Source organism: Peribacillus sp. TE19612 (genome assembly GCF_056279465.1).
The window spans coordinates 154,413-173,893 of record NZ_JBWCCL010000001.1; the positions used below are offsets into that span (position 1 = coordinate 154,413).

The following is a 19,481-nucleotide window of genomic DNA, read 5'->3' on the forward strand; positions in this document are numbered from 1 at the left end:
ACCTTGATGTGAAGTTAAGATAGCTTTTTTTATTAAATAGCAGGATGGTTAATGTTAATAAACATGGAAATGGAGGAGTTGCTATGGAAATGTATGTAAAGGAATTGGGGGATCACAGAATCCAAATTGCTGATTATCCTGGAACGAAAGGGCCAATCATCGCCATACATGGTTTAACGGGTAATCATAAGCAAATGCATTATTATGCAGAAATGTTAAAGGGCGAGTACAGAGTCATTTCGATTGACTTGAGAGGGAGGGGGATTAGTTCAAGGGCAGATGTGCAGTCTTCTCTATTCAAACATGCAGAAGATGTAATTGAGTTAATTCAAGAGTTAAAGATTAATAACCCGATTTTGATCGGGTATTCAATGGGAGCCTTTATCTCAAGCGTTGTAGCCAGCAAATTAACCTCGGTAAAGGCCCTGATATTATTGGATGGTGCGGCCAATTGCTCTCAACAACAAAGGGACATCGTACAACCATCTCTAGGCCGATTAAGTAAAGAATATGAATCTCAAGAAAGCTATATTGCAGAAGTTAAGGAAATCTATAGCCGTTTGGGTATCAAATGGACGGATCATCTGCAAAGTGTAGCGGAGTATGAGGTTCATGAAGTGGATGGTCACTGGGAGAATAAATCAACAGAAGACAGCGTTCTTAGAGATTTCGATAGTTTTTATTCTTTTGTCCCTAAAGAGGTTTGTCGACTAATTTCCTGTAAAACGTTATTGGTGTATGCCAGTGGGAAAATAGGGGAATTTCCTCCATTATTTTATGAAGAAGCCTATGTTGATACGAAGAAATATACGCCTGATATCGAAATGATCGTTTCTACATGTAATCACTATACAATGGTTTTTGAAAATAGAGTGGAGATTAACGAAGGAATAAAATCTTTTTTAAAACGAATTTGATTTTTTGCAGTTATTTTTAAAAAAGATATTGAAATTAACAGAAAATAGTGTAATATTAAGAATATATATAAAACTTAATTATTGCCTATTCATTAGCTATTAAAAAATAACCTTTTTTAATAACAACTAGTGAACAACTGGCTACCGTAAACACCTGCTGTCAATTATTGATAGTAATGTTTAGGGTAGCCATTTTTGTCGTGATAATGTAAACGCTTAATGAATTTGGGGGTTTTATGGTTGAAAATCATTGATTTAACATTGGAACTTTACGATGGTCTAGTTACGGATAATGATTTACCTGCAATAGGCATTAAAGATGAACCTCTTGAACATGAGGCACATCCTAAAGGCTTCCGTTCCAAGTTGATTTCTTTTTCTGACCATAGTGGGACACATGTCGATGTGGCTCCACGTTACTCAGAAAACGGGGAGTCGGTTGAAAACATCAATCTGAAGAATATGTTTGGGGATTCCCTCATACTGGATGTAAGCTTGTTAAAAGCGACACATGAACCTGTTACGAAAGATTTACTTGAAGAGGCGGAACGCCGGCAGGGGGTGTATGTAGAAAAAGACGATATCGTCCTCATCAGGACATGGGGGAAGTCCTGGGGGGAAGAAGGTTTTTTTGAAGCACAGGCATTAGATGATAGTGTGGCCCAATGGTTAATTGAGAAGCAAATACATATTGTCGGGTTGGATTTGCCCAATGCCGATTTGAACCAGGATTCAGAAAGCGGAATTCATCAAAAATTACTGAACCATGATATATATATCGTTGAAAATCTAGTGAATCTTGAAAAATTACCTAAGCATTCTCGCTTTCTTTTTTTCGGGATCCCTTTAAAACTAAAAAATGCAACAGCCTCACCTATAAGGGCACTATCGATACTTGATTCACAATTAATATAAAGAGGTGCAGACGAATGAGCGAGGGATTATTGTATTTCAAAGAAGTTTATGATGTTGTACCAGGCTGGGTGCAAAAAATGCACGATTATAGCCCCAATGCACTTGATCACTATACCAACTTACGCAGTAACATCATGCAAGAGGGAGCCTTGACGAAGAAGGAGAAAGATATATTACTGGTAGGCATGAATGCTGCGAGGTTGTATGAACGAAGTATGGTTTACCATACAAAAGGGGCAATCGATGGCGGGGCAACATTACCGGAACTGGTGGAATATCTAATAGTTTCATACTTATATAACGGAACAGAAGCATTAAAAACAGGAATGAAGTCTTTGGAGTATGCTCTTACACTTAAAGGCATTCGATATCCCGAAATAAGTGGCCATCAAGGAACAGCAGAAGAAATCCTGCTTTATATGATTGAACTATTAGGGGATGAGGAGACGGGATTCGTCTCGAATGTTTTAAAACTGGTTAAATCGGAAGACCAAAACTCCCTCAAAGATTATATATTAAGTGATTCAGTGGTTTCAAAAAGGCTAAAACATCTTCTGATGACAGGAATATTCATTACAGAATTAAAAGGGGAACAGGTTGGAGAATGGATGGAGGCGGCAAGGTTAAATGGAGCCTCGGAAGAACAATTAGCTGAAGTGGGTCTGATTTGCTTATTGACTGCTGGAATACCTGCTTGGTTTGAGGCAAGTGATTCATTGATTGAAAATAAGTAACGTGAGATTGGTGGGGAAAACATGACGAAAGTACATCAAGATATAGAAGCAGCTTTATCTTGTGTGAAGAACGGTCATACATTAATGGTAGGTGGATTTGGCTTGATCGGTGCCCCTCTTACATTAATAGATGGTTTGGCCAAAAAGGATGTAGCAGGCTTGACAGTAATCAGTAACAATTTAGGCGAGAAAGGAAAAGGGCTAGGAGTTCTCCTAAGCCAAAAGAAAATAAAAAAGGCGATTGGTTCTTATTTTACAAGCAATCGTGAAATTGGGGAGTTTTACCAACGCGGGGAAATTGAATTAGAACTATTACCACAGGGGACATTAGCGGAATCCATTCGTGCTGGCGGTGCTGGCATAGGCGGTTACTATACGAAAACGGGTGTAGGGACCGACTTAGCTAAAGGAAAAGAAGAAAGGGAAATAAATGGGGCTACATATATTTTTGAACCTGCCATAAGAGCAAATGTAGCTTTAATCAGGGCATGGAAGGCAGATACACTTGGTAATCTTGTTTATTATAAAACGGCTCGAAACTTTAATCCGGGAATGGCAACAGCTGCAGATGTCGTAATTGCGGAAGTGGATGAGATAGTTGAACCTGGAGAACTCCCACCAGAAGAGATTGTAACACCGCATCTATTCGTCGATGGAATTATAAAGGCAAAGAAAATCCTGACGAAGGAAGGTGTCAAAGTTTATGAGTGACAAAGAATTCATGCAAAATATGATAGCAAGACGCGCGGCAAAAGAATTGACGGGTCCTTGTATAGTGAACCTTGGAATCGGGATTCCGACCTTGGTTGCAAAGTACATTGATGATGAAAATGTTTTTTTCCATACGGAAAATGGATTATTGGGAGTTGCTGATGTAGAGGAAGATGAAATCGATCCCAATTTAGTTAATGCAGGCAAGTTACCAGTAGGGCAATCGATTGGGGCATCATTTTTTAATAGTGCAGAATCGTTTGCAATGATCCGTGGAGGTCACATTGATGTTGCCATCTTAGGTGTTTTGCAGGTAGGTCAAACAGGGGAAATTGCAAATTGGGCGGTACCAGGCAAGAATATCATGGGTGTTGGAGGAGCGATGGACCTGTTGGTTGGCGCCAAAAAAGTGATCGTGACCATGACACATACAAGTAAGGAAGGTAAAAGTAAAGTTTTAAAGAAATGCACCTACCCGATTACTTCCACTAGAAGCGTTGACATGATCATTACTGAGTTGGCTGTCTTTGAAGTTATTGACAAACAGTTGAAATTGATTGAATTGATGCCCGGTGTAACGATCGAAGAAGTAAGAGCAAAAACAGAAGCGGATTTTATCTATTAAATGTTAAAAAGGTGGATTAAATGAAAATACGTTCAGTAGATGTATACATTATTGATTTACCCACAATTCGTCCTCACCAGCTTGCCATGCATACGATCGTGGAACAAACGATCATTCTTGCCCGTGTCATGGATGAAGAGGGGGCGGAAGGTTGGGCAGAGGTGGCGACAATAGGCGGGGCTTCGTATGGTGAGGGGACGCCTGAGGCGATCAAGGTGAATATTGATACATATATCGCCCCGCTTATCATTGGTAAAAACCCCGTCCATTATGACAAAATCATGCATGAAGTTTCACTCAATGTTAGAGGAAATAATTTTGCGAAGGCTGTCGTTGAATCAGCCATGGTGGATTTAGTAGCCAGAAGGAGAAACATCCCTGCTTATGAATTATTCGGAGGACAAATTCATAAATCATTGCCGGTGGCATGGACATTGGCAAGTGGGGATACGAATAAAGATATCGAAGAAGCGAAAGAATCCTTACATCAAAAACGTCATAATATCTTTAAATTGAAAATTGGCAAAGGGAATCCATTTAAGAATGTGGAGCATGTATTGAAAATTATTGAAGCCGTGGGAGATCAAGCACGCATTACGGTTGATGTTAATCAGGCATGGGATGAAACAACGGCGACGTATTGCATTGAAGCTTTACAGGAAGGCGGGGTTTCCATGGTCGAACAGCCGCTGCCAGCTTGGGATAATGAAGGGATGTCAAGATTGACCGACCGTTTTAAGGTCCCGATCATGGCCGATGAGTCATTGAATTCTTTACAAGATTCATTCCAAATAGCTAAACATAGAGCAGGTAATTCGTTCGCCTTGAAAATATGTAAACATGGCGGGATGACCCAAACGAAAAAAGTGGCTGCAATTGCTGAAGGTGTAGGTTTTGGTTTGTATGGAGGAACGATGATTGAATCATCATTAGGCACGGCCATTTGTGCACAACTTTATTCAACCATTCCCAAATTTGAATTCGGTACTGAATTATTTGGTCCGTTACTTTTCAAAGAAAATATTACCCTAAACGAGATAAAATATGAGAATTATGAAATAATCATCCCGGATGGTCCAGGATTTGGCATGGAAATAGATATGGAAAAAGTAAAACATTTTTCAAGAGGTCTTTAATTAATATAAACTGGAAAGGGGATTATGGAAAACCCACTAGTTTATGCAAGTAATCTTGAGAGGATGTAGTTTTATATGGGACAGCCAACATTATTAATCACCGCCTATGCGAAGGCGCCGCAAAATACGAGCATGTATGAAAATTATAAATACGCTGGGATGGTATTGGAAATTCACAAGGAAAGTCACATCATCATTAATGCAGAATTTACGTTTTTAACAACTTTGGCCCAGGATTTTTTCAAGCGAATGATAGTTGGTTTTGATTTTAGTAAGGATATTGATTCTTTAATAGAGAATATTAAAACGGACTTTTTAGCTCCATCGCAGCAGTCGGTGATTGTTGCCCTGAAAATAGCTCACCAGAGATATAAGGATAGTTTAGAAGAAAGAAATAAAAATAGCAGGAGGTAGAAAATTGAGCAATGTAGTTATTATAGACTCGGTTCGCACCGCTATAGGGAAATTAGGGGGAGCATTGGAAAATGTTCCTGCCGATTTCCTGGCAGCTGCTGTCCTTGATGAAGTGATCAAGAGAGCGGATATTCCTAAAGAGAGTATTGATGAAGTGATTATGGGACAAGCCAAACAAAGTTCAGACGCTTCAAATTTGGCAAGAGTTGCATCACTCCGGGCAGGATTTCCTGTGGAAGTACCAGGTTATACCGTACACAGACAATGCGGATCCGGCATCCAGGCAATCAATTCTGCCAGTCAACAAATACAAAGCGGATTAGGAGATGTAATCATTGCGGGCGGAGCGGAATCAATGAGCACGGCCCCATACTATATGAGAAATATCCGTTTTGGATTGAAATCAGGGAATGGACAGTTATTGGACCCGAATACGGAAAGCCAGCCAGGTTCACAGCCCGTTGAAGATTACGGAATGTTAACGATGGGAATGACAGCAGAAAATCTCGCTGAAAAATATTCCATTTCAAGGACTGAACAAGATGAATTTGCTTTAAGGAGCCAAGAAAATGCAAGACGGGCAATTTCTGCTGAAATATTTTCGAAAGAGATCGTTTCCTATCAAATTAAAACGAAAAAGGGTGTAATTGAGTTCAATGTGGATGAGCACCCAAGAGAAACCAGTCTGGAAAAGTTGGCAAGTTTAAAACCGGTTTTCAAGAAAAATGGAACGGTGACCGCTGGAAATAGTAGTGGAAGAAATGATGGTGCATCCGCTCTGATACTAATGTCGGAAGAAGCAGCAAAAAGGCATGGTAAAAAGCCGAAGGCAAGAGTGATTGCTCAAGCGGCAGCAGGCGTATCACCGAATTTCATGGGGCTGGGGCCTGTCAACTCCACCTTGAAAGCGCTTCAAATGTCAGGGTTGAAACTGGATGATATTGATTTAATAGAACTGAACGAAGCCTTTTCTGCGCAAGCTTTGGCAGTTATCAAAGAATTGAAACTTGATATGAATAAGGTGAATCCTAACGGCGGTGCCATTGCCATGGGACATCCAATTGGTGCCACTGGTGCAATTTTAGCAACCAAATTGATCCATGAGTTAGAAAGAACCGGAAAAAGATATGGGCTAGTCACACTATGTATAGCAGGTGGATTAGGAATCAGTACCATCATTGAAAATCAACAAATATAAAAACTTAAAAAAATTGGAGGAAGTATTATGAAGAATCAAAAAGTAATCGACGTTTATAATGGATTGGTAGTTAAATTCAAGGAATTAGTTAGTGAATACGAAATAGATCATAATGACTATCAAGCTCTTGTTGATTGGATGGATCAATTAGGCAGGGCAGGGGAAATTCCGTTATTTATGGATGTATTCTTTGAAACGCATGCACTTCAAGAAATGTATAAAAGCGTAAAAGGAACGGAACCTACTATTCTAGGACCATATTACATTGAAAATACGCCAGTCGTTCAAAATCCCGGAATGCTGCCACAACGAGAAAATGAACCAGGTGACGCCCTTTACTTCTCAGGATCTGTTAAAGATGTTAATGGAAATCCGTTGGCAAATACCAAAATCGATATGTGGCAGGCTGATGCAAATGGTGAATACTCCTATTTCGCTGAAGGTATTCCAAATGATAATTTGCGTGGTGTTTTTTATACGGATGCGAATGGTAATTTTGAAATAAAAACAGTTGTACCGGGTAATTATTCAATTCCAACAGATGGACCTTCCGGACAATTCTTAAAGTGGATTGATCATCATGCATTTCGTCCAGCACATTTACATCTCTTGTTCCAACCGGAAAATGGCGATAGATTAGTAACGCAAATATATTTTGAAGGCGATGAATATTTAGAAAACGATGTTGCACAAGGTGTTCGCGGAAGCTTAATTACGAAGTTAGAAAAACATTCAGGTGCAGAAAAAGGATTGAAAAATGATTATTATACGGCTCATTTAGATTTTGAATTAAGATTACAAGATAAACCTGTTTTCAATAAAGCTGTCGTGAAAAACTAATCATCGCTAAGAATATGAAGGCAAAGAATCTCGAAAAAAAGGGTAGTTACATCTGATCTTTTCAAAATTATTTTAGACTGGGAGACCCTAATAAATGGTGTCTAGTATGTAATGAAAATAAAAAAGATAGTTTGTTGAACAATTCCAATCTGCATTATCTGATTTTTCCGAATTTTTCCGAGTTCCTATTATGGAACTCGGAAAATAAATTCGTTACGGAAATTTTTTAAAATGATGGGAGGCGGAAAATGCGTAGTGTAATTGCTTCGGATATCATTGCTGTCAGTAAATTTAACCGCTTTCATTTACTTGTTTTTCTTTGGTGTTTTTATGCCATCGCTTTCGACGGGTATGAAATAGCGATGTACGGTGTGGGTTTGCCTTGGATGATGGAAGAGTGGGATTTAACTTCGATGCAGGCTGGGGCAGTCGGCAGTTATTCCTTATTCGGCATGATGATGGGCGCATTGATTTTAGCACCGATCTCAGATAAATATGGCCGGAAGAATGTTCTCGTCATCTGCATGATTTTGTTCAGCGTATTTACCTTGGGGGCAGGGATTGCACCCAACCTCACATGGTTTACCGTCATGCGTTTCATAGCGGCAATAGGCATGGGAGCTTTGATGCCGAATGTTATATCGCTAATGACTGAATATTCCCCAAAACAAAATCGGGCCATCATTGTAGCTGCGATGTATTGTGGCTATTCAATCGGCGGAATCCTGGCATCGTTAGTGGGAATGTATATCATTCCTTATACGGATTGGCGTGTATTATACTTTATTGGGATTTTGCCATTACTTACACTTCCAATATTCATGAAGCAGTTTCCTGAATCCCTTTCCTACTATCTAGCAAAAAAGGAATTTGGTAAGGTTGTTGAAATCCTTAATAAGGTCAAACCAGAAGGGGATTTTAAAGAAACTGACGATTTCAGGCTTAGTGAAGCTGAACAGAGGGGGAAAGGATCTCCAGTAAAAAAACTATTCACGAATAAACGGGCATTCAGCACGATTTCCATATGGATGGCTGTGTTCTGTACATTGATGATGGCTTACGGATTAAATACATGGCTTCCAAAAATGATGCAGGATTCAGGATTCAGTATCACCTCAAGCCTTTCATTTAACCTGGTTTTATGCCTTGGTCAAATAGGAGGCTCCTTAATCGGCGGTTATTATGCGGGGAAAATTGGGCATCGCAAAATACTTGTTACACTATTCTTTTTAGGGGCCGTTACCTTTGTCGCATTGAGCGCTACGACTAATACCATCGGAGTATATTTACTTATTTTTATGGGGGGTGCATGTACTGTTGGTGCCATGAACTTAGCCAATCCGTATATCACAGAATATTACCCCCGTGAAATCCGTACGACGGGAATGGGTTATTCGCAAGCTATCGGCAGGATCGGCTCCATTCTCGCTCCTACTTTAATTGCCTTTCTTCTATCAACAGGCATGGATCCGAAGGTGGCTTTTGCTACATTTGCCCTGCCAAGTATCATCGCAGCGGTCGGTTATATTCTGGTCCAAGAAAAACATGGATCTTTTGACAGGGTAGTCAAGGAGGACAATGAAGAGGTAGAATCAGAGAAGACAGTATCTATTTAACGAAATGATTCACAATTCAAAAAACATTCCCCTTAGTTGTTTAACTTTGCAACAAGGGGATCTGCAATTCAATGTTTATAGGGAAACTCAGATTGATAAGTGATTGCAGGAAACATATAAGCATTTATGAAATTTCAATAAAATTTAGTAGAACGATGTACTAATGTTGGGCATTAGGTTAGGGGGAAAAATATTGAGCTCAGAATTAAAGGCAATAATAGACGATCGCACATCGGAACTGGTAACGGACGGATCAAAAAAAGGAAAACAGAAAACTGTTCGATGGTTCATCTTATTTCTAATTGCTTTAGTCACTTGTATTAATTACATCGACCGTGCCATCATTTCGCTTGCTGCTCCGAATATTCAAGCCGATTTACAAATAGATCCGGCTTTGATGGGAATCATATTTTCCGTATTTGGCTGGAGCTATACCTTCTCCATGCTATTCAGCGGCTACTTTCTTGATAGATTCGGTCCTAGAAAGGTATACACGGTTTCCCTCATTTTATGGTCTGTATTTACATTCATGGTAGGAACAGCGAAAAATATATCGTCACTTATTACATATCGCATAGGGCTTGGTGCCTTTGAATCTCCTTCCATACCTACTAATGCCTGGTGTGTATCTGAGTGGTTTCCTAAAAAAGAACGTGCAACTGCTGTAGGGATTTATACGGGTACCCAATATATTGGGCTAGCCTTCCTGACTCCAGTTTTTACTTGGATCATCATAACCTTTGGCTGGAATTACCTGTTTTATATCGCCGGAATTATTGGGATTCTTATTGGATTTGTTTGGTATGGATTCTATCGGAACCCTAGGGAACATAAGCGGATTTCTCAGGAAGAGCTAAATTATATCAAAGAAGGCGGGGGAATGATCGGAACTGAAGAGAAGCATCCTTTCTCCTGGAAACGAATTGGCCAACTGCTTAAACACCGTCAAATTTGGGGAATGTTCATCGGGCAATTTTCGATTCAAACTACTTTGTTTTTCTTCATGACTTGGTTTCCATCCTATTTGATCGATGAAAAGGGAATGACGATGTTAAAAACCGGAATTTATGCGAGTATCCCTTACATTGTTGCCATATTAGGAACTCTGATTGGCGGCCGATGTTCCGATTGGATGCTGACTCGCGGTGTATCAACAGGATTGGCACGTAAACTTCCCATTATTGTCGGATTGTTATTGTCTTGTTTGATTCTGGGGGGGAATTATACGGATTCACCAAACATAGTCATCACCTTTATGGCGATAGCATTCTTTGGACAGGGGATGGCATCAACAGTTACCGGTGCCCTTTTAGCTGATATTGCACCGAAAGGAATGGTAGGCCTAACGGGCTCCTCACTATATTTCGTAGCTAACATTGGCGGGGCATTATCTCCGTTAATCGTCGGTTTAATCATAAGTGCGACACATTCTTATGCAGCAGCGCTAACCTTCATATCCGTAGTGGCCCTAATTGGCGCTTTTGCATATATCTTTCTTATCGGAAAAGTCCAGCGTATAGAAATCACGATGAAAAACTAAATGGAGAAAGGCGGTATTACATTGAAACTGAGTTTATGCACGACAGGATTTAAAGAATGGGACATAGAGGAAATAATAAATTGGCTCCTTCCGTTGCAAGCGGATGTTAAAGGACTTGAATTATGGAATAAACATATAGAACGATTTCAGGAGAAGCACGGACCACTGGACAAATTGGCCAAATTACTTGAAACCAATGATCTACAAATACCTTCCATTAGTGGATATACGACTTTTTCGAAACTCTGGAACCAAAAAGAACATCAAAATGAAATCAATCAAGCAAGAAAATTGTTAGATATGGCTCATCAATTAAACTGCCCATTAATACGGACGTTCGCAGGCCATATAGCTTCAAGGAATGCCTCACCAGAGCAATGGTCGGAAACGGCTACCGAATTAAATAAATTAGGGCAAATGGCAGATCTCTATGGAGTGGATGTAGCAATAGAAATTCACTATGACTCCTTTGCGGATAACCTCGAAGCCATTCAAAAGCTTTTAGAAGATATTGACCATCCACGGATAAAACTGATTTTCGATGGTGCTAACTTATACGTTGATCAATTGAATCCGAAAGAGGTATTGGAATCCATCTTCCCCCATGTCAGCCATGTACATTTAAAAAATTATCACTTCGATCATAAAGAGCGTTATAAAAACAAACCAGCACCCATTTTTAGTGGAGACGTTGACAATCTTCGCTTACTAGAAGAATTGAGAAAGCGAAATTATACTGGCTTTGTTTCTCTCGAGTATTTCGGTCAGGAAGGAATGCCTAACTTGCTTGCCTCATTAGAACAATGGAAACAACAACTGACATATTGATTGCTTCGCGTATTTTACATGAAGATATATGTGGGATTTCAACTTTTATTTAAATGATTCTATTCTCTTAATGAGCAGGATATCCCATCATCGCAGTCGAACATCAAATAGTTAAAGAGAGGACAAATTAAGAGAAGCTGGATAGGAGGGTGAATATGCAGAATCATGAGCTGGAACAAGTCATAAGAAATGCGGACAGGGCCATAAATAATGAGGATTTCGATCATTTAATGGAGTTCTATTCAGAGGATGCGACTTTAGTTGTCAAACCTGGAACGGTCGCAAAAGGGAAAGATGAAATTCGCCGGGCATTCATAGCTATCGCTGAATACTTTAATCATAGTTTAATCGTCAATCAAGAAAAGATGGCAATAATCGAAACGGGTGATACGGCATTGGTTGTGGCACAAGCCAAGCTAAGTGCCAATCAAAAGGACGATTCCGAATTCTCGATGGAAAGAACAGCGACATATGTTTTTAAAAAGGATTCCACGGGTACATGGCGCTGTATAATCGACAACTCTTATGGTGCTGAAATAATTAAGAATTGAAGTAATTAGCTGCCGTAAATGGTGGCTTTTTATTTTTTAAGAATAATCTTCTATCTCATTCTGGAAACAATTGACGACTCACCCCTTTTAGACTTGAAGTTCGATGCGGCAAGTGGCAGAATAATAATTTCCGATTGTGCCCATTAATAACAAATACTACAATAAAAAAATAATGTACGACAAAAGAAGAAGACGAGATCCTTAAGATATCGCCGTCTCATTTACCACGGGTTAATATTCCTCAATGGTCGCTTATTTTAAAGCTGATAAACTTCTGCTCCATCATTTCTTGCATCGCATATTTGACGCCTTCCCGGCCAACACCGCTGTCCTTCCAGCCGCCATAAGGCATATTATCAATTCGATAAGTTGGGATATCATTGATTACGACTCCACCTGTTTCCAAGCGTTCCGCCGCATAAAAAGCTCGTTCTATACTCGGAGTCATCACTCCTGAGTTCAAGCCGTAACGCGAATCATTTGCATCATTGATGGCATCATCCAGCGTATCGAAAGGGAAAATGCAGACAATCGGACCAAATACTTCGAAACGAAATACCTTTGAGTCACGATTTACATTGGTTAAAACGGTAGGCAATAGTACATTGCCTTCCACTGTACCGCCGCACTCAATTTTTGCTCCTTCCTGTACTGCCTCATCAATCCAACTTTGTAACCGCTCCAATGATTTTTTTGAAATCACCGCTGTAATATTTGTATTTTCCTCCAGAGGTGAACCGATGACAAGCTGTTTTGTGGTACTGACGAAACGATCTAAAAATTGTTGGTATAGTGATTTGTGGACATAAATCCGTTGAATCGAGATACACACCTGCCCATTATTCGTAAATGAACCCATTACACTTCTTTGAATAATTTGATCGATGTCGACTCCTTCATCAATGATGAAAGGGGAATTGGACCCGAGTTCAAGTGTAAGCTTACGGAAGCCTGCCTGCTGCTGGATAAGGTGTCCGACCTCTACACTGCCTGTGAAAGTCACTTTTTTTACATGTGGATGGGTCGTCAAGGCTTCACTTAAAACATCGCCTTTGCCAGGTATGATGTTCAATACTCCATCTGGCAACCCGGCTTCTTTAAAAATATCGGCAAGAACCAGTGCGCTCAATGGGGTTTGTTCGGCAGGTTTTAACACAATCGAATTTCCAGCGGCAATAGCTGGACCCACTTTATGGGCAACCAGATTAAAGGGAAAGTTAAATGGGGTAATCGCGGTAACCACGCCAATCGGGGTGCGAACCGTGAAGCCAAAACGGTTTACCCCACCGACTGCCGCATCCATCGGGATCTGTTCTCCATAATTGTTCTTGGACGCTTCTGCAGCAAAGCGATAGGTCTGAACCGTACGATTCATTTCTTCACGAGAATTTCGAATCGTTTTCGCCGCCTCCAGAGAAATGATTCTTGCAAGTTCTTCACTGCGTTCTTCCATGATTGCAGCAGCTTTAAATAAAATTTCTGCTCGTGCATGAGCCGGGTAGGATCGGTATTTCTGAAAAGCAGCATTTGCCTCTACAATCGCTTCAATGGCATCCGCTGGTTCAGCCTGTCCGATTTGTGCAATTTCTTCGTTTGAATGGGGATTATATAATGGCTCATATGATTTAGCCTCCCGCCATTTACCACCGATCCACAATTGCCACTTTTTCTTCATCTGAAATCCCTCCAATAATATCTGCTTCTATAATTTACAAATATAATCACCTAATGTTTTCGAGAGCTTTACATTTTCCGAATAATCGACATCCACATCAATCAAGACAATTTCCTGACTCGAAAGCGCTTCTTCTAATGCAGGTAGCAATTCATCGGAGTGGGTTACTTTCACTCCTTTAACCCCAAAACTTTTTGCGAACCCTAAAAAGTCTGGATCCGTAAATTCAATGGCATTCGTACGATCAAATTTATTCAATTGCTTCCATTCAATTAGGCCGTATTTTGAATCATGGAAAATGACTATCACGAAGGCAAGACCTAGACGTTTTGCCGTTGCCAATTCAACTCCATTCATCAGGAATCCACCATCCCCTGTAACCGCAATGACAGGTTTATCAGGCTTTGCCAATTTGGCTGCAATTGCTCCGGGAATGGCAATTCCCATCGATGCAAAGCCATTAGAAATGATCGTATGATTAGGGATTTCCGGCTGATACATCCGGGCAATCCATAATTTATGGGCACCCACATCCGAAATGACAAGGGCATTACCCTTTTCCGCCCTTTTCAAATCGGCAATGATTCGCTGAGGGATGATTGGGCTTCCTGATACATCATCCGAAGAATGAAATTTTTCAATGATTTGGGACCTTAACCTTTTCACTTCTGGCCAAAGCTCTTTTTTTGCTACACCAGTCGTCAAGGCTTCAAGTGCCTCGCTAACGTTCCCGACCAATTCTGCTTGAACGGGGTAATAAGCATCAATCTCGGCCGGTCGAGCATCAATATGAACAATCGGGTTCATTGCCTCATCGTTCCAATACTTTGGCAAATACTCGACGAAATCATAGCCGACGGTGATAATAAGATCGGCTAAATCAAATCCGCATAGAACATAATCCCTTGCTTGCATCCCTACTGTAAAAAGGGACAATGGATGGTCGGAAGGTAAAACTCCTTTGGCCATGAACGAATTCACAACGGGAATTTGCTTCTCTTCTGCAAATTTCCGCAAAACCTCAGAAGCTCCATCGCGGATCACGCCATTACCAGCTAGAATAATAGGCTTTTTAGCGCGATTTATTATTTCGACGGCTTTTTTGATTTCTTCCTCGGCTGGGCGGGATCTAGGCATTGGTGTAACCGGAAGAGGTTCCCCTTCTGTATCCATCATGGCCACATCTTCCGGAAGTTCTATATGAACAGCTCCCGGCTTTTCAATGACAGCCGTTTTAAATGCTTTACGGATAATTTCCGGAATCGTATGCGGCACCTTAATTTGTTGATTCCATTTCGTTACTTCCTCGAAAACGCCAATAATGTCCACATATTGATGCGACTCTTTATGGATGCGATCAAGGCCCGCCTGACCTGTAATCGCGACAACAGGGGAATAATCCAGATAAGCACTTCCTATCCCTGTCAATAAATTGGTTGCACCCGGTCCCAATGTGCCCAAGCAGACGCCTGGCTTTCCAGTTAGCCGGCCATAGATGTCTGCCATAAAAGCTGCAGCTTGTTCATGATGAACCAAGATAAATTCAATATCAGAGCTTATTAGAGAATCAATAAGATCCGTATTTTCCTCACCAGGTATCCCAAAAATAAACTGAACCCCTTCATTCTCTAAACATCTTACAAACAAATCAGATGCCTTCAAATTATTCCCTCCTCGACCATTTCAATTTCTTTCCTTATATGTTGGCTTTGCCCCCTAGAAATTATGTACTTGCGTGTATGAAAAACCATTTCGAGCATTTGCGGCTCTAAACTAGGAGGGGGAATATGGAAGTCGGATGGGTTTCGTGAAAAAAAAATTTCTGCAGTTTGATAAAAAGTGCTTAAGCATGGTATAAGTGTAAAGGAAGCAGGGACATTCTGCTTTTTAATTTTGGGATAAGGGGTTAGCCTGGTAACCGATAATGAAAGGATTGGAATTTGAATATGATAGATAATTTTTGGCGTGATCTACCACGACCTTTTTTTATACTGGCACCAATGGAAGATGTGACCGATGTAGTTTTTCGCCATGTAGTGAGTGAGGCAGCCAGACCTGATGTGTTTTTTACAGAGTTTACAAACACGGAGAGTTATTGTCACCCAGAGGGCATCCGCAGTGTACGTGGGCGTTTGACTTTTACAGAGGATGAACAACCAATTGTAGCCCATATATGGGGGGATAAGCCTGAATACTTTCGGCAAATGAGCATAGGTATGGCGAAACTAGGCTTTCGGGGTATTGATATCAATATGGGCTGTCCTGTACCTAATGTGACACAGAATGGGAAGGGAAGTGGCCTTATCCGTCGTCCAGAAGTTGCAGCAGAATTAATACAAGCAGCAAAAGCTGGAGGATTGCCCGTAAGTGTAAAGACAAGGCTTGGTTTCACGGATGTGGACGAATGGCACGACTGGCTAACACACATATTGAAACAAGACATTGTTAATCTCTCCATTCATCTGCGTACAAGAAAGGAAATGAGTAAAGTGGATGCTCATTGGGAACTAATCCCGGAGATTAAGAAACTTCGTGACCAGGTGGCACCAGATACGCTCTTGACGATCAATGGGGATATCCCTGACCGTCAAACTGGCTTAAAGCTCGCTCATCAATACGGTATTGATGGGGTTATGATTGGGCGTGGTATATTCAATAATCCATTTGCCTTTGAAAAAGAACCGAAGGATCATAGTAGTAAGGAATTGCTTGATCTCTTAAGGTTGCATCTGGATCTCCATGATAAATATTCAAAATTAGAGCTACGTTCGTTCAAGGCTCTTCATCGCTTTTTTAAGATATATGTCCGTGGGTTTCGAGGGGCAAGTGAATTAAGAGTTCAATTAATGAACACAGAGTCAACAGATGAAGCGCGTGCATTGCTCGAAAACTTTGGGTCAAACAATCTTGATGGTATTGGGGAACAGTAGAAGTGTCCCCATTCAAGGTAAAAGCTTAGTAGGACGTTAAACTACTGTGCCCCAAAAGCTTTTTACTAAGCTGTTAATTGAATAATGTGAAGGCGGTATTGAACCGCACTCATTCCCACCAATTTTTGCTTTCTATGTTTGTTATTATAGTAATCTATATTAGGTTTTAAATTGGCAAATAAAAAGCATGTAAACTCTTCAATATTTTAGATATACAAGTTAAAAACAAAGATAAACGGGACCCAAGGCTCAAATCCTTTAAATTAAAGGGGTTTGGGTCTTTTTATTTTGGCTTACTGGATGAGTTTTGAAAACATTAGTGATTTGCTCATATTTTTTGCTAAAGGGGACTTCTTAGGGCCGTTGTAGAAAATATCAGCCACTTCATCTTGGTTTGGCTTCATGTGGGCGTTATGTTCTAAAGAGATGCTAGGTTTCGAATGTCCTATATATTTCGTTTTTTTGCATCTCGAAATATTAAAAATTAACAATGAATTATGCAATACTGAATTTTTTATTCTAATACGCATGATGATATTGCTGATTTTAATAATAGTTAGCCGGTATAACAGTATTTTTAAATTTGGAATAGGATTTGCATAGTGAATATAGAAAATTCAAAAAAAAAGAAAGGGGGCGAGAGATATATATATTTTCAAATAACGAAGGTATTTTTGTTTAAACTGGTCTGACCGGTAGGATATCTAAAGCTATGGAGTTGAAATTAAAAATGGCAATTGTAAGTGAAACTGTTCAAAAATTTTTATGTGATTTTATTCTCAAGAATAATCTTACAAGTGGTGACCTGCTTCCGTCTGAAAGAGAACTGGCTAAACTATTAGAAGTAAGCAGATCTTCTGTAAGAGAGGCATTGCAATCACTTTCTGAAAAAGAAATTATTGAAAAAAAAATAGGAAAGGGGGTGTATGTAAAGAAAAGTTTACATCTCAATGACAAGGCATTTTCTAGCACGTTCGAAGTATCTGTCAATATCGATAATTCTCTAGACTTATTAGAACTTCGCAAAGTGATTGAAGCTGAAATCGCATATTTGGCTGCAAAAAGGATAAAGCCGAATGAAATCAATATCCTTGAACAATCGCTTGTCGATTTAGAAGTTTGTATTAAAATGGGATCTTCCATTATCGTTCCCGATCTTGTATTTCATAGAACGCTTGCACGATCAACAAACAACCAAGTGATTATTGATATGTACAATAATATTTCTGAATTCTTCAAAAAAGTAAGGATTGAAATGGCAACTTATGATGATCCAAAAACAGCACTTTACTACCATCAACAGATCTTGAAGGCGGTAAAAAAAGGAGATTCAGATAGAAGTTCTAAATTAATGAAAGAACATATTGAAGATGTGAAAAGCCATTATATCAAAATGGTAGAGGAGTATAAGAGAGTCCAAAACCCATACACCTGATACCAATAATAGGGGGAATTATATTGAGAGCTAAAACCACGGTTACTTCAGGTTTAATTCAAGAGCCGAATTTTAAAAGAGTTCTAACCCTTCCTTCCCTTGTATTTTACGGCCTAGCTTATTTAATACCTACGACAATTTTTGATATGTATGGAATTGTATCGAATATAACTCACGGAATGTTTTCTTTAACTCACGCGCTAACCGCATTGGCTATACTGTTTACAGCATTTAGTTACGGCAGCATGGTTGCCGCTTTCCCGGTTTCAGGGTCTGCATACACGTATGCCCAACAGGCAATTAATCCATATATAGGTTTTTTAACAGGCTGGACTGTAATGATGGATTATCTTCTTGTACCTATGCTGTCTTACGTTATTGCTGCTAACTATATGAATGCGATTTTCCCTGAAATACCTAATTGGATATGGATCCTCGGATTAACTGTCCTTGTGACAACGATTAGTTATGTTGGCATAAACGTTACTGCCAAAGTAAATAATATAATTGTTTTGGTTCAGCTCTCCATTATAGCTATTGTAACGATTTTCTTAATTAAATTTATTTCCCAAGGTGGAGGAATGGGATCCTTTTTCTCCTGGGATGTATTTGTAAACTCTAGTGAGTTTGCTAAACCCGAAGTAGGATGGGGAGTCATTTTTACTGGTGCATCTATACTGGTACTATCATATTTTGGATTTGATGCTGTAACAATGGTAGCGGAAGAAGCTATCAATCCGAGAGTTAATGTTCCAAGAGCGGTATTAATCATTTGTGCGGGTGCGGGGCTTTTATTTACTACCGTATCTTACTTAATGTTATTAGCCTGGCCTGCAGGCTGGAGTGAATTCACGGATGTAAATACGGGAGCACTTGAATTATTTAAAAAGATTGGATTAGGTATACTCGCTGTAATCTATCCTTTTTTCACCTTGATTGGAGCCATAGCGGGTCCTTTAGCTGCACAAACCTCTTGTTCCCGTATGCTGTGCAAAATGGGGGGCGACAGAATTATCCCAAAGTTTTTTGGCTATATTCACCCTAAAAAAGCTACTCCAACAAATAGTATTTTATTTATCGGGTCACTTAGTTTAACTGCTCTGTTTCTTGATGTAAAAACAGTCATTTCATTAGTGAACTTCGGCGCACTGTTTGGCTGTACCTTCGTAAATATATCTGTAATATTCTATTATTTTATTAAGCAGAAAAAACGAAAAGGGATAAACATTGTACGATATTTGTTATTCCCTTCTATCGGAGCAATAATCACGCTATTCTTTTTATACAAATTGGATATGTATGCAAAGACTGCAGGTTTGATTTGGTTGGCAGTTGGGATTATTTACCTGGGATTAAATACGAATTTCTTTAAAAAACTTCCACCTGAATTAAATATCAATGAAATGAAAGGATGAT

18 protein-coding genes are annotated in these 19,481 nt (G+C 39.7%); 16 read left to right on the top strand and 2 right to left on the bottom strand.

Going from position 1 to position 19,481, the window contains the following annotated elements; translation table 11 throughout:
* Nucleotides 1–83: 83 nt before the first annotated feature.
* The 13 genes from ACZ9AO_RS00780 to ACZ9AO_RS00840 all read left to right on the top strand — a co-directional run bounded on the left by ACZ9AO_RS00780 (nt 84) and on the right by ACZ9AO_RS00840 (nt 12,025).
* A complete protein-coding gene (locus ACZ9AO_RS00780) occupies nt 84–917 on the top strand; it encodes an alpha/beta fold hydrolase (RefSeq protein WP_476108210.1) in 834 nt (277 codons plus the stop codon).
* 240 nt (nt 918–1,157) lie between these two features.
* Nucleotides 1,158–1,832 (top strand): cyclase family protein, encoded by a 675-nt coding sequence (locus ACZ9AO_RS00785; RefSeq protein WP_251542175.1) that lies wholly within the window; start codon nt 1,158–1,160, stop codon nt 1,830–1,832.
* Nucleotides 1,833–1,846: 14 nt separating this feature from the next.
* Nucleotides 1,847–2,566: a carboxymuconolactone decarboxylase family protein gene (locus ACZ9AO_RS00790; RefSeq protein ID WP_048687690.1), complete on the top strand. Its 720-nt coding sequence runs from the start codon at nt 1,847–1,849 to the stop codon at nt 2,564–2,566.
* A 21-nt stretch (nt 2,567–2,587) separates the two neighbouring features.
* Nucleotides 2,588–3,277 carry a CoA transferase subunit A gene (locus ACZ9AO_RS00795; protein ID WP_101221735.1) on the top strand — a complete coding sequence of 230 codons (690 nt, stop codon included), beginning with the start codon at nt 2,588–2,590 and terminating at the stop codon, nt 3,275–3,277.
* Nucleotides 3,270–3,902, top strand: coding sequence for a 3-oxoacid CoA-transferase subunit B (locus ACZ9AO_RS00800; protein ID WP_251542177.1), 633 nt, complete (start codon nt 3,270–3,272; stop codon nt 3,900–3,902). Before ACZ9AO_RS00795 ends, ACZ9AO_RS00800 begins: the two co-directional genes overlap by 8 nt.
* Before the next feature lie 20 nt (nt 3,903–3,922).
* Nucleotides 3,923–5,038, top strand: coding sequence for a muconate cycloisomerase family protein (locus ACZ9AO_RS00805; protein WP_476108211.1), 1,116 nt, complete (start codon nt 3,923–3,925; stop codon nt 5,036–5,038).
* 75 nt (nt 5,039–5,113) lie between these two features.
* On the top strand, nt 5,114–5,452 hold the full coding sequence (locus ACZ9AO_RS00810; protein WP_048687694.1) for a DUF3870 domain-containing protein: 339 nt from the start codon (nt 5,114–5,116) through the stop codon (nt 5,450–5,452).
* Nucleotides 5,453–5,456: 4 nt separating this feature from the next.
* The gene (locus ACZ9AO_RS00815; RefSeq protein WP_476108212.1) at nt 5,457–6,650 is read left to right on the top strand and encodes a thiolase family protein; all 1,194 of its coding nucleotides are present in this window, start codon (nt 5,457–5,459) and stop codon (nt 6,648–6,650) included.
* A 27-nt stretch (nt 6,651–6,677) separates the two neighbouring features.
* A complete protein-coding gene (locus tag ACZ9AO_RS00820; RefSeq protein ID WP_048687696.1) occupies nt 6,678–7,490 on the top strand; it encodes a dioxygenase family protein in 813 nt (270 codons plus the stop codon).
* A gap of 248 nt (nt 7,491–7,738) precedes the next feature.
* Nucleotides 7,739–9,106, top strand: a complete 1,368-nt coding sequence (locus ACZ9AO_RS00825; protein WP_251542183.1) for an MFS transporter — start codon at nt 7,739–7,741, stop codon at nt 9,104–9,106.
* Nucleotides 9,107–9,299: 193 nt separating this feature from the next.
* Nucleotides 9,300–10,646, top strand: a complete 1,347-nt coding sequence (locus ACZ9AO_RS00830; RefSeq protein WP_206197147.1) for an MFS transporter — start codon at nt 9,300–9,302, stop codon at nt 10,644–10,646.
* A gap of 21 nt (nt 10,647–10,667) precedes the next feature.
* Nucleotides 10,668–11,474, top strand: coding sequence for a sugar phosphate isomerase/epimerase family protein (locus ACZ9AO_RS00835; protein WP_065421209.1), 807 nt, complete (start codon nt 10,668–10,670; stop codon nt 11,472–11,474).
* Between the two features lie 155 nt (nt 11,475–11,629).
* Complete coding sequence (locus ACZ9AO_RS00840) at nt 11,630–12,025, top strand: YybH family protein (RefSeq protein ID WP_251542193.1); 396 nt, start codon at nt 11,630–11,632, stop codon at nt 12,023–12,025.
* Between the two features lie 241 nt (nt 12,026–12,266).
* Here ACZ9AO_RS00840 and ACZ9AO_RS00845 read toward each other — a convergent pair whose 3' ends face one another.
* Both ACZ9AO_RS00845 and ACZ9AO_RS00850 read right to left on the bottom strand, forming a co-directional pair.
* A complete protein-coding gene (locus ACZ9AO_RS00845) occupies nt 12,267–13,700 on the bottom strand; it encodes an aldehyde dehydrogenase family protein (RefSeq protein WP_251542195.1) in 1,434 nt (477 codons plus the stop codon).
* 27 nt (nt 13,701–13,727) lie between these two features.
* A complete protein-coding gene (locus tag ACZ9AO_RS00850) occupies nt 13,728–15,362 on the bottom strand; it encodes an acetolactate synthase large subunit (protein WP_251542197.1) in 1,635 nt (544 codons plus the stop codon).
* 284 nt (nt 15,363–15,646) lie between these two features.
* On the opposite strand from ACZ9AO_RS00850, the gene ACZ9AO_RS00855 reads away from it, so the two are divergent.
* From ACZ9AO_RS00855 to ACZ9AO_RS00865, 3 genes are all read left to right on the top strand, one after another.
* Nucleotides 15,647–16,630, top strand: coding sequence for a tRNA dihydrouridine synthase (locus tag ACZ9AO_RS00855; RefSeq protein ID WP_476108468.1), 984 nt, complete (start codon nt 15,647–15,649; stop codon nt 16,628–16,630).
* Between the two features lie 712 nt (nt 16,631–17,342).
* Nucleotides 17,343–18,065 (top strand): FadR/GntR family transcriptional regulator, encoded by a 723-nt coding sequence (locus tag ACZ9AO_RS00860; protein ID WP_476108213.1) that lies wholly within the window; start codon nt 17,343–17,345, stop codon nt 18,063–18,065.
* A 23-nt stretch (nt 18,066–18,088) separates the two neighbouring features.
* The gene (locus ACZ9AO_RS00865; RefSeq protein ID WP_476108214.1) at nt 18,089–19,480 is read left to right on the top strand and encodes an APC family permease; all 1,392 of its coding nucleotides are present in this window, start codon (nt 18,089–18,091) and stop codon (nt 19,478–19,480) included.
* The last annotated feature ends 1 nt before the right edge of the window (nt 19,481 follow it).